Consider the following 13,843-nt stretch of genomic DNA (forward strand, 5'->3'; position numbering starts at 1 on the left):
TAGTCGCACCTGTCGTCATCGCACCCGTCGTCATCGCAGCCGCACTCCTCTCATCAGCGTCTTCGGGGAATTGAGCTGTGCCGCCAGCAACGCGGCCAGGGCGAGCGCGAAGCCGATGCTCTGCGGCAGGCTCAGCGATTCGCCCAGGGCGAGGCCGACGACGGTCGCCACCAGCGGGGACAGCAGCACCAGCGGCGCCGACGCGCCGACCGGCAGCCTGCCGATACCGCGGAACCACAGCGTGTACGCGATCAACCCGCCCATGCTCCCGAGCCACAGGTAGCCGCCGGCCGCCCCGGCGTCGATCCGCTGCGGCACGCCCTCGATCGCGAGGGTGAGGGGGAGCAACAGCAGCCCGCCGGCGGTCAGTTGCCAGCCCGCCAGGGTCAGGGGGCCGACGCCCGCGGGACGGCCCCAGCGCTTGGTGAGGACGACCCCGCCGGCCATGGCGGCCGTACCGCCGAGGCCGGCGAGCACGCCGACGGCGTCCAGCCGGGCGTTCGGCCCGAGCACGACGAGTCCGACGCCGGCGACGCCGATCACGCCCCAGGTCCATCGCCAGACCGTCGGCCGGTCGTGGAGCACCGCGATGGCCAGCCCGGCGACGAGCAGTGGCTGGGTGGCACCGAGGGTGGCGGCGACACCGCCGGGGAGGCGTTCGGCGGCGAGGAACAGCAGGGGGAACAGGACGCCGATGTTGAGCCCGCCGAGGACGGCGGCCCGCCACCACCAGTCCCCGCGCGGCAGGACGCGGGTGATCGCCAGCCCCAGCAGTCCGGCGGGCAGGGCGCGCATCAGCGCGGCGAACATCGGGTGCCCGGGCGGGAGGAGTTCCGTGGTCACGGCGTATGTGGTGCCCCACGTCACGGGGGCGACCGCGGTGAGGGCGACGGTCGCGGCAGTTGCGGCGGTTGTCACCGGCAGGGCGTACGAGGGCCGTATCGGGCCTGGTGACCGCTCGGTCAAGGAGTGCATGTGACGCAGTCTCCGCAGCCGCCCTCCATGTCTCCAAAGCATGGTTGTCATCACAGCCATGAACCGAAACGATGGAAGGGTGGACCTCCAGCAGATGCGCTACGTCGTCGCCGTCGCCGAAACCCGCAACTTCACCCGGGCCGCGGAGCACTGCGACGTGGTGCAGTCATCGCTCAGTCACCGGATCGCCGGACTGGAACGGGAGCTCGGGGTCCGGCTGTTCGCCCGCTCCAGCCGCCGCGTCGAGCTGACCAGCGCCGGGGAGGCGTTCGTCGCCGCCGCGCGCGAGTGCCTGGCCGCGGCCGACCGCGCGGTCGCCGACGCCGCCGCGGCGACCGGAGTCGTACGGGGCCGGCTCGCCGTGGGCGTGATCGTGACGACGGCTGCCGTGGACGTGCCGGAACTGCTGCAGCGGTACCGCGCCCGGTACCCGGACGTCCACGTCGTCCTGCGCTCCGGACGCAGCGACGAACTGGCGACCGCCATCCGCGACGGCGACCTGGACATCGCCTTCCTGGGCCTTCCGGAGGGCGAGGCGCCGTCCGGCGTCGAATCCGTCGTCCTCGATCACGACGAGCATGCCCTCGTCGTGCCGGCCGGGCACCGGCTCGCGGGCGCCTCCCGGGTCGCGCTGGCGGAGATCGCCGGCGAGACGTTCGTGGACTTCGCGGCCGGGACACCGGCCCGCGCCCAGTCCGACCGGGCCTTCGCCGCGGCCGGTCTGGTCCGGGACGTCGCGTACGAGGCCGGCGTCGTCGAGCTGATCTCCCGGCTGGTCGCCCGCGGACTCGGCATCGCGCTGCTGCCGTCGGCGTACATCGGCCCGCTGGCCGCCGACGACCCCGAACTGGCCCTGGTCCGGGTGCTCGACGGCCCGCATCGCCTGGAGTACCTGGCGTGGAGCCGCTTCAACCCCAGCCCGGCGACGCGGGCGATGCTCGATGTCATCGGGGTCGGACGGTCCTCCACGGCCTGAGGACAGGCGTCGGCCGCCCCGGTTCGGCTCACTTCGTGCCGACCGTCCGCAGCACCGTCACCGCCAACGTCCGCGCCGCCTGCACGACTTCGGCGAGCGACACCCGCTCCCGCTCACTGTGCGCCACCCGGATGTCCCCCGGCCCGAACTGCAGCGTCGGGATGCCCGCCCCGGCGTACAGCCGCAGATCGCTCCCGTACGGCGCCCCGCACTCCCGCAGCCCTGCGGCTCCCCCGGCATCGGCGTGGGCGCCCCGGATCACCTCCGGCAACGGATGCCCCTCCGGCAGCCGCCCGCTGGCGAACTGCCCGCCCGGCCAGGTCACCGTCGCCGGATGCGCCCGCAGCCAGGGGTCTTGGGCGCACGCCTGCGACACGCACCGTTCGAACGCGGCCCGCGCCTGCGCCGGGTCCTCCCCGAGCCGCACCCCCAACCGCCCCTCCGTGACCAGCAGATCGGGCACGCTGCTCGCCCAGTCCCCGGCGCGCAGGGTCCCCACCGACAGGGCGTACGGGATCGGGTGCTCGGCCATCAGAGGATGAACGTCCTGGTTGCGCTCCGTCTCCAGCCGGGCCAGCGCCCGGTGCAGCGGCAGATACGCGTCGACCGCGCTCACGCCCTGGTCCCGCGCACTGCCGTGTGCCGCCTTGCCGGGCACGGCGATACGGAAGGTCAGCGCGCCGGCGTTGGCGGTGACGAGGGCGCCGCCCGTCGGCTCGGCGATGACGCAGACGTCCCCCCGGTGGCCGCGTCGCAGCGTGCCGAAGGCACCGAGGCCGCCGTCCTCCTCGCCCACGACGAAGTGCACGCCGATCCGCCCGCGCAGCCGCACCCCGGCGGCCCGTATCGCCGTGAGCGCGGCGAGGTGGGCCACCAGACCGGCCTTCATGTCGCAGGCGCCCCGGCCGTGGACGACGTCCCCGACCACCCTCGGCACGAACGGATCGCCCTCCCAGGCGTCCAGGTCGCCCGGCGGTACGACGTCCACGTGGCCCTGGAGGACGAGGGTCGGCCCGTCACCGCCGTCCTCCGTCACCCCGACCAGCCCCCAGGCCTCCTCGCGTTCGGCCTCCGCCCCCGGAAACCCGGGGTCCGCGCGCAGCGCGTCCAGGTCCATGGACCACAGGTCGACATCCAGCCCGAGCCGCTCCAGCCGCCCCGCCAGCAGATGCTGAAGCTCCGACTCGGCCGCGCTCCCGGTCACGCTGGGCACGGAGATCAGCTCCAGCAGCGTCCGCCCGATCCCGGCCTCGTCGATCTCCGCCAGTACGGCGCTCTCCACGTCGCTCAGCACGATGACGCTCCTCCCCTCGGCCACCGGGCACGACGCACGCCCCGCCCGAACAGATAGTGGCCCATTCACGGAGATCCGATCCATGGAGATCCGGTCCTGAGATCCGGTCCATGGGGATCCGGTCCATGGAGATCCGAGCGAGTGCAGCACTCCCTCAGCCGGAACCGCCCACCGTGAACCCGATCGCCGTCCCGCCCCCGTCCCGCCGAAAGGCGAACGGCGCGCCCCCGTGCGCCAGCGCCACCTCCCGCACGATCGACAGCCCCAGCCCGGACCCCGGCCGCGACCGTGCGTCGGCGGCCCGGTAGAAGCGGTCGAAGACCCGGATCAGGTCGTCCTCGGCGATACCGGGCCCCCGGTCCAGGACCTCGACGCGCACCGTCCCGGGCCGGGCGGGCCCGGCGACGTTGATCTCGATCGGCGCGGTCCCCTCGCGGTCGAACTTCGCCGCGTTCTCGACGAGGTTGGTCACCGCGCGCTGAAGCATCGCGGGCCGCCCCTGTGTCGTCGTGTCCCCGCTCGCGCGGACCACGATCCGCCGTCCCGTTCGTCGCCGGGCGAGCCCCGCGACGTCCTCGGCGATGTCGGCGAGGTCCACCCGCTGGGCCGGCTCGGCGTCGGACTGCCCGGCCGCCAGGTCGACCAACTCGTTGACCAGGTCGGTCAGTTCGCGCGCCTCCTGGCCCAGGTCCGCGACCAGTTCGTCCCGGGTGTCGGGCGGCAGCTCGTCGATACGGCGCAGCAGGGAGATGTTCGTACGCAGTGAGGTGAGCGGGGTGCGCAGCTCGTGGCCCGCGTCCTGCACCAGCCGCCGCTGGTCCTCCTCCGACTGGGCGAGACGCCCCAGCATGCGGTCGAAGGCGCGGCCCAGCCGGCCGACCTCGTCATATCCGGCGACCGGCACCTGGATGCCGAGCCGCCGGGTGCGGGCGACGTCCTCGGCGGCGGAGGTGAGGACGACCAGGCGGCGCGTGATACGCCGGGCCAGCCACCAGCCGAAGAGCCCCGCAAGGGTCACCACCGCCGCCATCAGCAGCAGCGTGCGTTGCTGGAGTGCCCGCAGCAGGTCCTCTGTGTCGCTGAACTCCTGGGCGATCTGCACGGCGCCACGTCCGCCGCCCAGCGCGACGGTCGCGACGCGGTAGACGTCGCTGCCGACGTCGACGTCCTTGTGCTGGACCATTCGCCCGGCCGTCCCGTCGGCCGCGATCCGCCGGTCGGCGGACGTGACCGGCAGTCCCGGGCGCCCCGGGTCGACCACGGCCCCGTCCGGGCCCAGCACCTGCACATCGGTACGGGCGGGCCGTACGAGATCGTGGCCCGGCGCGGAGGAGGAGAAGTCGTCCGGGGTCATCGGCCGCTGCCGGACCTCGCCCCGCAGGTCCTGCACGACCTCGTCGAACACGGACTCCTGGTCGACCCGGACCAGCCGGGCGGCGGCGGTGTACGACAGCAGACCGACCAGGACCGTGACGACGGCGGTCACGGCGGCGAAGGACAGGGCGAAGGTGGTACCCAGACCCGTGCTGCGTCGTGCCGTCAGCAGCCTCCCGAGCCGACGCCGGGCCGCGCCCACTCAGTCCTCCCGCAGCACGTAACCCACCCCGCGCACCGTGTGGATCAGCTGTGGCGCGCCCGGCTCGTCGAGCTTGCGGCGCAGATAGCCGACGTAGACGGCGAGGTTCTTGGAGCCGGGGCCGAAGTCGTAGCCCCAGATGCGGTCGTAGATGGTGGAGTGGTCGAGGACGATGCCCGCGTTGCGGACCAGCAGCTCGAGCAGCTCGAACTCGGTCCGCGTCAGCTCCAGCTCCCGCCCTCCCCGCCACGCCCGCCGCGCCTGCGGGTCCATCCGCAGCCCGGCCGCCTCGATCAGCCGGCCGGAGGGCTCGGGGGCGGGCGGCTGCTTCGGTACGTCGACGGGGGCGCCGTTCGTCTCGCTGGTGCGGCGCAGCAGGGCGCGCAGCCGGGCGAAGACCTCCTCCACGTCGAACGGCTTCACGACGTAGTCGTCGGCGCCCGCGTCCAGGCCGGCGATGCGGTCCTGGGTCTCCACGAGCGCCGTCAGCATCAGGATCGGGGTGCGGTCGCCCTCGGCGCGCAGCACCCGGCAGACCTGGAGGCCGTCGATGCCGGGCATCATCACGTCCAGCACCAGCACGTCCGGGGGTGTGCGGTGGGCCTGCGCCAGCGCCTCGACGCCGTCGGCGACCGCGGTGACCTGGTAGCCCTCCAGGGTCAGCGCGCGCTCCAGGGCGTGGCGGATGGCGCGGTCGTCTTCGGCGAGGAGAACAGTCTGGGACACGGGTTCAGTCTGCCAAGGCCTCCGGCGGTTCGGCCGTGTGAGCGAGCTTACGATCACCCTTCTTACTGGGATCTCACCCTCACCTGGCCGCCCTGGGGGCTTCGCCCCCAGACCCCCGTTCGGCCTGAACGGCCTCGTCCTCAAACGCCGGACGGGCTGTGCAGTGCGGCCAACTGCTCGGCGAAGGGCACCACCGTGAGGGCGTCAGCGGCGGCCGTCCTGACTCCCGACAGGCCCTGCATCAAGCCCGTCAGCTCGCCCGCCGCCCGCTCGATCCGCCCGTCCAGCCCCTCCGCGCCCCAGTCCTCCGAGGCGGCGTAGACGCCGGTCGGCACGACCACGGCCCGCAGGTGGGCGAAGAGCGGACGCAGGGCGTGCTCCAGGACCAGGGAGTGCCGGGCGGTGCCGCCGGTGGCCGCGATCAGCACCGGCAGGCCGGTCAGCGCGTCCTTGTCGATCACGTCGAAGAAGGACTTGAACAGACCGCTGTACGAGGCCGAGAACACCGGCGTGACGACGATCAGCCCGTCCGCCGAGGTCACCGCGTCGATCGCGGCGGCCAGTCTGCGGCCCGGGAAGCCGTTGGTGAAGTTGTGCGCGATCTCCACCGCGAGGTCGCGCAGCTCCACGACCTCCACGTCCACCGGGTCGGCGGCCTGTCGGACCGTCGCCGCCGCCAGCCGGTCGCCCAGCAGCCGCGTGGAGGACGGGACGCTCAGCCCGGCGGACACGACTACGAGCTTCATGCGACGGTCACCTCTTCCGAACCCTTCTTCGCCAGCAGGGAGGCGTGCGTCGGTGCCTCCGGCACGTCGGCCGGCCGGCCGGCCGCGAACTCCTTGCGCAGCACCGGCACGACCTCCTCGCCGAGCAGGTCGAGCTGCTCGAGGACGGTCTTCAGCGGCAGCCCGGCGTGGTCCATCAGGAACAGCTGGCGCTGGTAGTCACCGGCGTACTCGCGGAAGGAGAGCGTCTTTTCGATGACCTGCTGCGGCGAGCCGACGGTCAGCGGCGTCTGGTCCGTGAAGTCCTCCAGCGACGGGCCGTGCCCGTACACCGGCGCGACGTCGAAGTACGGCCGGAACTCACGGATCGCGTCCTGCGAGTTCTTCCGCATGAAGACCTGACCGCCGAGCCCGACGATCGCCTGCTCGGGTGTGCCGTGCCCGTAGTGGGCGTACCGGGTCCGGTACAGCTCGACCATCTGCTTGGTGTGGTCGGCCGGCCAGAAGATGTTGTTGTGGAAGAAGCCGTCGCCGTAGTACGCGGCCTGTTCGGCGATCTCCGGCGAGCGGATCGAGCCGTGCCAGACGAACGGCGCCACGCCGTCCAGCGGCCGGGGCGTGGACGTGAAGCCCTGGAGAGGCGTACGGAACTTGCCCTCCCAGTTCACGACGTCCTCGCGCCACAGCCGGTGCAGCAGGGCGTAGTTCTCGATGGCGAGGTTGATGCCCTGCCGGATGTCCTGGCCGAACCAGGGGTACACCGGCCCGGTGTTGCCGCGGCCCATCATCAGGTCCACCCGGCCGTCGGCCAGGTGCTGGAGCATCGCGAAGTCCTCGGCGATCTTCACCGGGTCGTTGGTGGTGATGAGGGTGGTGGAGGTGGAGAGGACGAGGCGCTCCGTCTGCGCCGCGATGTAGCCGAGCATCGTCGTCGGGGACGACGGCACGAACGGCGGGTTGTGGTGCTCGCCGGTCGCGAAGACGTCGAGTCCGACCTCCTCGGCCTTCAGCGCGATGGCGACCATGGCCTTGATGCGGTCGCGCTCGGTCGGCGTACGGCCCGTGGTGGGGTCCGGCGTGACATCGCCGACGCTGAAGATCCCGAACTGCATGGTCGCTCATCCTCCAGGTTGTTGACGGTTCAACTATACCCGGACAACGGCGACCGGCCCGGCACTATTCCCGGCCCGCCGGAAACCAGTGCCGGTGCGGATCCCCGCAGGTCACGACGATCGCCAGTACGGGTCCCTCCCCGTCCGCCCCAGCAGCCGCTCGAACGCCGACGCGCCCTCGGCCACCGGCACCGGCTCCCCGAACACCCCCATCTTCCTGGCCGTCGGTGACAGCTGGTCCACCGCGCCTGCCAGCTCGGCCACGACCGCCTCGTCGGCGGCCGGGTAGTCCTGGCCCGTCGCCCGCGCCAGGTCCCACACATGCACGGTGAGATCGAGCAGCGCCATCGCGCCGACCAGCCGCGCGGGCATGTTCATCCCGCCGGTCCTGCCTTCCTCGGCACCGGGCGCGGACCAGGCCGCCACCAGCCGGTCCGCCTCGTCCGTGAGCCGCTCCCGCCACTCGGGGCTCCCGGCGACCCGGTCGGGGGTCTCGGCGAAGTCCGACGCCTCCTTCACGGCCAGCCTCTGAAACTGCACGATCACCTGGAAGACGTGATTGACCAGCGCCTTCACGTCGTACTCGGCGCAGGGCGTGGGAGCGCCGAGGGCCGCGTCGGGAATGCCCCGCACCACCGGAACCGCCCGCTCGCGCGCCATGGCCAGCAGCTCACCGATGCCGTACGTCTTCGCACTGTTCGTGTCCATGCCCCGACCGTAGGGAAGCCGCGCGCTGCCGTTCTTGAAGAAACGCGACGCCCGGGGGATCGCGACGTACGATCCGGCCATGGAGGCACCCCGCCACGACACCCGCGGGATCGTCGACCCGTCCGCACTGCTGAACCGCGTCCGGTTCCGCCGCCACGAACCCGCCGAGCCGCTGCGCCGGTACGTCGAGTGGTACTGGCTCATCGACTGGGACCTGCCCGTGCCCTACGCCTCCCACATCGTCCCGCACCCGGCCGTGAACCTCACCTTCCAGTGGGACGAGGCCGAGGGGCCGCCGTATGCCGAGGTCACCGGGGTCGCGCTCGGCCTGTACACCCGGAAGCTGACCGGTCGGGGTCGGGTCTGCGGGGCGAAGTTCCGGCCCGGCGGCTTCCGGCCCTACGCCCCCGACGCACCGGCGTCCCGGTGGACGGGCCGCGTACTGCCCGCCCAGGAGGTGTTCGCGCAGGCCACGGGCGACGCCGCGCACGCGATCGTCACCCCCGCCGACGACGCCGCCCGGGTGGCCGCCCTCGACGCCTTCCTGCTCGCTCTGCCCTGCGCCCCGGACCCGCAGGCAGACCTCGCCATCGACCTCGTCCGGCGCATCCGTGCCGACCGCACGGTGTGCCGCGTCGGCGATTTCGCCCGGGAGCAGGGCCTGTCGGTGCGGGCACTGCAGCGCCTTTTCTCGACATACGTCGGCGTCAGCCCGAAGAGGGTCCTCCTGCGCTACCGCATCCACGAGGCCCTGGACCTCGCCGGCACCCGCAGCGACGTCGACTGGGCCACCCTCGCAGGCGAACTCGGCTACGCCGACCAGGCCCACCTGGTGCGGGACTTCACGGCGACGGTGGGGGTGCCGCCGACGGCGTACGCGGCGGACGCCCGCTCCGGCGGCAACGCCGATCAGGGAACACCGAAGGTCAGGGAACCAGGACCAACCGACCCCGCACCCCGCCCTCCGCGAGCCGGGCGTGCGCCTTGACGGCGTCGTCCAGCGCGAAGGTCTCGGCCACCCGGAGGGTCAGCACCCCGTCGTCCGCCAGCCGGACCAGCTCGGCGAGCTGTACCCCGTCGGCACCGACCTCGACCGCATCGGTGCGCACCCCGCGCACGGACGCGGGCTGGGTGCCCGGGATGACGCCGATGTAGGCGCCCCCGTCCCGCACCCACTCCAGTGCCGTCTCCCCCAGGATCGCGGCGTCAAGCACCGCGTCGAAGCTCCCCGCCTCGACGGCACCCGCCGCGAAACGGGTCGCCCCCAGGGACCGTACGAGTTCCTCGTCGGCCTCGCGGGCCAGTGCCGTCACGGATATCCCCCGGTGTGCGGCGAGTTGGACGGCGTACCCGCCGACCGCGCCCGCCGCGCCCGTCACCAGCAGGGACTGGTCCGGCCCCAACTCCAGCCGGTCCAGGGCCTGCGCGGCGGTCAGGGCGTTCAGCGGCAGCGTCGCGGCGTGGACGGAGTCGACCGTCGCCGGGGCCTTGGCGACGGCGTCCGCGGGGACGACGACGTACTCGGCGTGCGTGCCCAGCGGCTTGAGCATGCCGTAGTGCAGGGCCACCACCTCGTCCCCGACACCCCAGGAAGCGGCCGGCCCCACCGCGTCCACCGTCCCGGCCACGTCCCAGCCGAGCCCGACATCGGCGCCGGCACCCCCGAAGACACCGGCCGCCAACCCCGCGTCGACCGGGTTCAGCGCGGCCGCCGCGACCTTGATCCGCACCTGCCCCGCACCCGGCTCGGGCACCTCCCGCGCCACGATCTCCACGGCGTCGGGTCCGCCGAACGTCCTCACCACAGCAGCACGCATGACAACTCTCCTGGTCTGTGCAATCAGCGCATGTCGGGGAGGATTTCCCCGCTGTTGCAACAACCCTAGGAAGAGTTACTATCCTTTCGTAAGTAGTTACCTGGGAGTGCGTACGTACCCGTGAGGTGAGCCATGCCGACCATGACAGCGGCCGAGCGGCGCGAAGAGGCCCGCATCGCCTACGACGCGTTCCTCAAGAGCTGCCCCACCAACCAGCTCCTGGACCGCCTCAGCGACAAGTGGGTCAGCCTCGTCGTCGCCGCCCTCTCGGCGGGCCCCATGCGCTACAGCGACCTCGGCCGCAAGATCGCCGGGGTCAGCCCCAAGATGCTGACCCAGACCCTGCGCTCACTGGAGCGGGACGGCCTCCTCACCCGCACGGTCACCCCGTCCGTCCCGGTCCGCGTCGACTACGAGCTCACTCCGCTCGGGCACGGCCTGGCCCTGCTGCTGACCGCGGTGAAGGACTGGGCGGAGACCCACTTCGACGAGGTCCGGGAGGCACGCGAGCGCTACGACAGCGAGACCCCGGACGAGTAGCGGCATCCGAACCGCGGGCCGGCCGGTCACCCGGCCCGGAAGCGGAGACGGGCCTCAGAAGTGGTACGAGTCCCCCGTGTCCAGCACCAGCACCCGCTGCTGACCGTTCCCGCGGTCCACGCCCGCCGCGCCACCGCTGCGCACGGTGTCGAACTCCACCAGCACCTCCGACGGCGCGCCCCGCAGCCGTACTCGCAGACCGACCGGCTCTCCCGTTCCGTCCGCGTCCAGCACGCCGAGCCGGCACATCACGATCCGCTCCCCCGCCCGCGCACACCTGTCGGGCAGCGCCTGCCGGTCCGCCAGCGGCTCGGACAGGCGCAGCCGTACCGCCACCGTCGAGTCCCGCAGGGCACCCGTCCCGAGCCGGTAAGGCGTGAACCGTACGGCGACCCGGCCGCCGGACATGGCGGCGGAGCCGTGATAGGCGAGATGCGCCTCCGGCGCGCTCAACGCCCCGGCGGCCGGGGCCACGGCCATTCCGCCGACCGCCGCCATCACGGCCGCACCGCACACCGCAGCAACCCGCATCCGCCGCATCCGCCCACTCCTCACTCCAGCGTGGTCGTACGGATGTATCCCACGCGGAGCGAACCGCAGGCGCCGTCCAACAGGTGACGCGCACCGCCCGGAACCGCCGAACGGCCCGGAACCGCCGAACGGACGCGCTGCGGCCCCATGGCAAGCTGCCCGCATGCTCATCGTGCGCTCCGCCGCCCTGTTCGTCGTCGCCGCCCTCTTCGAGATCGGCGGCGCCTGGCTGGTCTGGCAGGGCGTGCGTGAACACCGCGGCTGGCTGTGGATCGGCGCGGGCGTGATGGCCCTCGGCGCCTACGGCTTCATCGCCACGCTCCAGCCCGACGCCGAGTTCGGCCGCATCCTCGCCGCGTACGGAGGTGTCTTCGTCTCCGGTTCGCTGGCCTGGGGCATGGTCGCCGACGGCTACCGCCCGGACCGCTGGGACGTCACGGGCGCACTGATCTGCCTCGCGGGCATGGCGGTGATCATGTACGCGCCGCGAGGCGACTGAACTGAGTCTCAGGTCGGCGGCAGCAGCCCCAACTGCCCGAGGAACTCCATCTCGTCGAAGTAGAGCCGGTAGTCGACGATGTGTCCGCTGTCGTCGACGGTGGCGAAGTCGACCCCGCGGATCCTGATCTCCTTCTGCGTGGCGGGCAGCGTCTCGCCGGTGGGCAACTGGATCGGTCCCGTGTTCCGGCCGGTGAAGACGCCCTCGTCGATGGCCGTGTTGCCGACCTCGTACGAGTGCACCGACTCGTACCGGCCGTCGGGAACCATTTCCGTCATCTGGCGCCAGTACGCGGCGATGTCGTCGCGCCCGTGCAGTTCCCCGCCGTCCGGGGTGACGGCGACCGCGTCCTGTGCGTACAGCTCGGCGATGCCCTTGGGGTCCGCGGTGGTGATCGCCGCGGTGAGCCGGTCCATGACCTCACGTGCGTGTCCCATGATCCACCTCCTGCTCGGGGAATCACCCGTCTCATTGTCCCACCGTCCCGCGCGCCTATCCTGGCCGGACAGTCCCTGGACTCGACCACGCAAGAGGAGCAGCCATGCCCGCCGCAGCCCCGTCCCCCGCCTCCCGCATCGCCGTCGTCACCGGTGCGAGCAGCGGAATCGGCGCCGCCACGGCACGTCAGCTCGCCGCGGCCGGCTACCGCGTGGTCCTCACCGCCCGCCGCAAGGACCGCATCGAGGCACTGGCCGAGGAGATCAACGCGGCCGGCCATTCCGCGGCGGCCTACCAGCTGGACGTGACGGACCGCGCGGCGGTCGACGAGTTCGCGCTGGCCTTCCAGACGATCGGCGTGCTGGTCAACAACGCGGGCGGCGCACTGGGCGCCGACCCGGTGGCGACCGGCGACCCGGCCGACTGGCGCACGATGTACGAGACGAACGTGATCGGCACCCTGAACCTCACCCAGGCGCTGCTCCCCAAGCTGGAGGCGAGCGGCGACGGCACGGTGGTCGTCGTCTCCTCCACCGCCGGCCACGGCACCTACGAGGGCGGCGCGGGCTATGTCGCCGCCAAGCACGGCGCCCACGTCCTCGCCGAGACCCTCCGCCTGGAGATCGTCGGCCGCCCGGTCCGCGTCATCGAGGTCGCGCCCGGCATGGTCAAGACCGACGAGTTCGCACTCACCCGCTTCGGCGGCGACGAGGACAGGGCGTCGAAGGTCTACGAGGGCGTGGCCGCCCCGCTGTCGGCCGACGATGTCGCCGACACCATCACCTGGGCGGTCACCCGCCCCAGCCACGTCAACATCGACCTGCTGGTGGTCCGCCCCCGCGCCCAGGCGTCCAACACGAAGGTGCACCGGGAGCTGTGACCCCGGACCGGAAGGACCCCCACAACGAACGCCAGATGTGGTGGTGGCTCGGCTACTTCCTCTTCGGCATCCACATCGTGGCGTTCGTGATGATCTACGCGGTGACGCACGCGCCGAAGTAACCCACAGGGATGAACCCCCTCGATCACCCGAACTGACGCTGAACTGGCGACCTAGGCTCGCGCCACAACATCAAAACGACGGCCCTCGACCGGGATGCCGCCCGGACGAGGGCCTGACCAGCAAGGAAGTAGAGGCTTCCCTGTGGCTGATTGCGAGCCTAGCGTCCACCAGTTCATGGACCTCACGGTCCCCGAGTACGCCTACATGTTCGGCGTCGAGATCAGCGCCCGCGACATCGAACTACTCCGCAGATTCCAGAAGTTGACGCCGTACTACAGCAGAATCACGGAGCGCACCCGGTCCACTAACTTCGCAGAGACTCACACCTCGGTTGTCTGGAGCCTGTGCTCCCTTGAGGCCAGGACCGAACTCAGCGAACTCGGCCTGCCTTACGGCCGCAAGTCGAAAACGATCTCCCCACCGCTCGGCGAGTTTTCGGGACGCGACTATCTGCGAGGCGTCATCGACGCTGACGGTTCGGTGGGATTCACGAGTCAGGGCTTCCCCTTCGTCTCCCTGACAACGAAGAGCACTGCGATCGCCGCCTACACGAGCTGTTACGTAAGGGTCATCACGGGAGCCGAACGCACGCTTAAGCGCAACGCACGGGACGACATCTACAACATCCTGTACACGAAGGAGAACGCCCAGCAGTTGGCGGCCCACCTCTATTACCCGGGCTGCCTGTCACTGGAGCGGAAGCAGACCGCCGCCGATTCCCTTGTGCCGTGGGTCCGCCCCGCAGATATGGAACGCAGGCCTCCGCGCATCCACTGGACCCCCGAGATGGACCGGATCCTCCTCGCAGCACCAACCATCGCCCACGCAGCGGTGGAGCTCGGCTACTCCACGAGCCCCTGCCAACAGCGCCGATGGAAACTGCTGCATGGGGTAGTACCGCTGCCGGGCTGAGCAGCCAGTGA

At 71.8% G+C, this 13,843-nt stretch carries 17 protein-coding genes; 7 read left to right on the plus strand and 10 right to left on the minus strand.

The window, feature by feature from the left end; genetic code table 11:
- Positions 1-30: 30 nt before the first annotated feature.
- The gene (locus ACFY5C_RS29745; RefSeq protein WP_389449622.1) at positions 31-975 is read right to left on the minus strand and encodes an EamA family transporter; all 945 of its coding nucleotides are present in this window, start codon (positions 973-975) and stop codon (positions 31-33) included.
- Positions 976-1,054: 79 nt separating this feature from the next.
- Here ACFY5C_RS29745 and ACFY5C_RS29750 point away from each other — a divergent pair, with 79 nt between their 5' ends.
- Positions 1,055-1,951 (plus strand): LysR family transcriptional regulator, encoded by an 897-nt coding sequence (locus ACFY5C_RS29750; protein ID WP_389449762.1) that lies wholly within the window; start codon positions 1,055-1,057, stop codon positions 1,949-1,951.
- A gap of 28 nt (positions 1,952-1,979) precedes the next feature.
- Here the strand turns inward: ACFY5C_RS29750 and ACFY5C_RS29755 are convergent, their stop codons facing one another.
- From ACFY5C_RS29755 to ACFY5C_RS29780, 6 genes are all read right to left on the minus strand, one after another.
- Complete coding sequence (locus ACFY5C_RS29755; RefSeq protein WP_389449625.1) at positions 1,980-3,245, minus strand: ArgE/DapE family deacylase; 1,266 nt, start codon at positions 3,243-3,245, stop codon at positions 1,980-1,982.
- A gap of 154 nt (positions 3,246-3,399) precedes the next feature.
- Positions 3,400-4,821, minus strand: a complete 1,422-nt coding sequence (locus ACFY5C_RS29760) for an ATP-binding protein (RefSeq protein WP_389449628.1) — start codon at positions 4,819-4,821, stop codon at positions 3,400-3,402.
- Positions 4,822-5,547: a response regulator transcription factor gene (locus ACFY5C_RS29765; protein ID WP_389449631.1), complete on the minus strand. Its 726-nt coding sequence runs from the start codon at positions 5,545-5,547 to the stop codon at positions 4,822-4,824.
- Positions 5,548-5,687: 140 nt separating this feature from the next.
- Positions 5,688-6,293 (minus strand): FMN reductase, encoded by a 606-nt coding sequence (locus tag ACFY5C_RS29770; RefSeq protein WP_389449634.1) that lies wholly within the window; start codon positions 6,291-6,293, stop codon positions 5,688-5,690.
- Positions 6,290-7,384: an LLM class flavin-dependent oxidoreductase gene (locus tag ACFY5C_RS29775; RefSeq protein WP_389449637.1), complete on the minus strand. Its 1,095-nt coding sequence runs from the start codon at positions 7,382-7,384 to the stop codon at positions 6,290-6,292. Before ACFY5C_RS29775 ends, ACFY5C_RS29770 begins: the two co-directional genes overlap by 4 nt.
- A gap of 111 nt (positions 7,385-7,495) precedes the next feature.
- A complete protein-coding gene (locus ACFY5C_RS29780) occupies positions 7,496-8,092 on the minus strand; it encodes a TIGR03086 family metal-binding protein (protein ID WP_389449639.1) in 597 nt (198 codons plus the stop codon).
- 79 nt (positions 8,093-8,171) lie between these two features.
- On the opposite strand from ACFY5C_RS29780, the gene ACFY5C_RS29785 reads away from it, so the two are divergent.
- A complete protein-coding gene (locus ACFY5C_RS29785) occupies positions 8,172-9,080 on the plus strand; it encodes a DUF6597 domain-containing transcriptional factor (RefSeq protein WP_389449642.1) in 909 nt (302 codons plus the stop codon).
- Here ACFY5C_RS29785 and ACFY5C_RS29790 read toward each other — a convergent pair.
- Positions 9,019-9,909, minus strand: coding sequence for an NADP-dependent oxidoreductase (locus ACFY5C_RS29790; protein WP_389449645.1), 891 nt, complete (start codon positions 9,907-9,909; stop codon positions 9,019-9,021). The two genes, ACFY5C_RS29785 and ACFY5C_RS29790, sit on opposite strands and share 62 nt — an antisense overlap.
- 132 nt (positions 9,910-10,041) lie before the next feature.
- Here ACFY5C_RS29790 and ACFY5C_RS29795 point away from each other — a divergent pair, with 132 nt between their 5' ends.
- The gene (locus ACFY5C_RS29795) at positions 10,042-10,449 is read left to right on the plus strand and encodes a winged helix-turn-helix transcriptional regulator (protein ID WP_389449648.1); all 408 of its coding nucleotides are present in this window, start codon (positions 10,042-10,044) and stop codon (positions 10,447-10,449) included.
- 54 nt (positions 10,450-10,503) lie between these two features.
- On the opposite strand, the gene ACFY5C_RS29800 is transcribed toward ACFY5C_RS29795, so the two are convergent.
- Positions 10,504-10,989 (minus strand): hypothetical protein, encoded by a 486-nt coding sequence (locus ACFY5C_RS29800; RefSeq protein WP_389449651.1) that lies wholly within the window; start codon positions 10,987-10,989, stop codon positions 10,504-10,506.
- A 154-nt stretch (positions 10,990-11,143) separates the two neighbouring features.
- On the opposite strand from ACFY5C_RS29800, the gene ACFY5C_RS29805 reads away from it, so the two are divergent.
- Entirely contained in the window at positions 11,144-11,479 is a 336-nt protein-coding gene (locus ACFY5C_RS29805; protein ID WP_389449654.1) for a YnfA family protein, read from the plus strand.
- Positions 11,480-11,487: 8 nt separating this feature from the next.
- On the opposite strand, the gene ACFY5C_RS29810 is transcribed toward ACFY5C_RS29805, so the two are convergent.
- Positions 11,488-11,916, minus strand: a complete 429-nt coding sequence (locus ACFY5C_RS29810; RefSeq protein ID WP_389449656.1) for an ester cyclase — start codon at positions 11,914-11,916, stop codon at positions 11,488-11,490.
- A gap of 104 nt (positions 11,917-12,020) precedes the next feature.
- Here ACFY5C_RS29810 and ACFY5C_RS29815 point away from each other — a divergent pair, with 104 nt between their 5' ends.
- From ACFY5C_RS29815 to ACFY5C_RS29825, 3 genes are all read left to right on the plus strand, one after another.
- Positions 12,021-12,797 (plus strand): SDR family NAD(P)-dependent oxidoreductase, encoded by a 777-nt coding sequence (locus ACFY5C_RS29815; protein WP_389449659.1) that lies wholly within the window; start codon positions 12,021-12,023, stop codon positions 12,795-12,797.
- Positions 12,794-12,919 carry a hypothetical protein gene (locus tag ACFY5C_RS29820; RefSeq protein ID WP_389449662.1) on the plus strand — a complete coding sequence of 42 codons (126 nt, stop codon included), beginning with the start codon at positions 12,794-12,796 and terminating at the stop codon, positions 12,917-12,919. Before ACFY5C_RS29815 ends, ACFY5C_RS29820 begins: the two co-directional genes overlap by 4 nt.
- A 175-nt stretch (positions 12,920-13,094) precedes the next feature.
- Positions 13,095-13,832 (plus strand): hypothetical protein, encoded by a 738-nt coding sequence (locus ACFY5C_RS29825; protein ID WP_389449665.1) that lies wholly within the window; start codon positions 13,095-13,097, stop codon positions 13,830-13,832.
- The last annotated feature ends 11 nt before the right edge of the window (positions 13,833-13,843 follow it).

Source organism: Streptomyces sp. NPDC012935, from assembly GCF_042900345.1.
Lineage (GTDB): Bacteria > Actinomycetota > Actinomycetes > Streptomycetales > Streptomycetaceae > Streptomyces.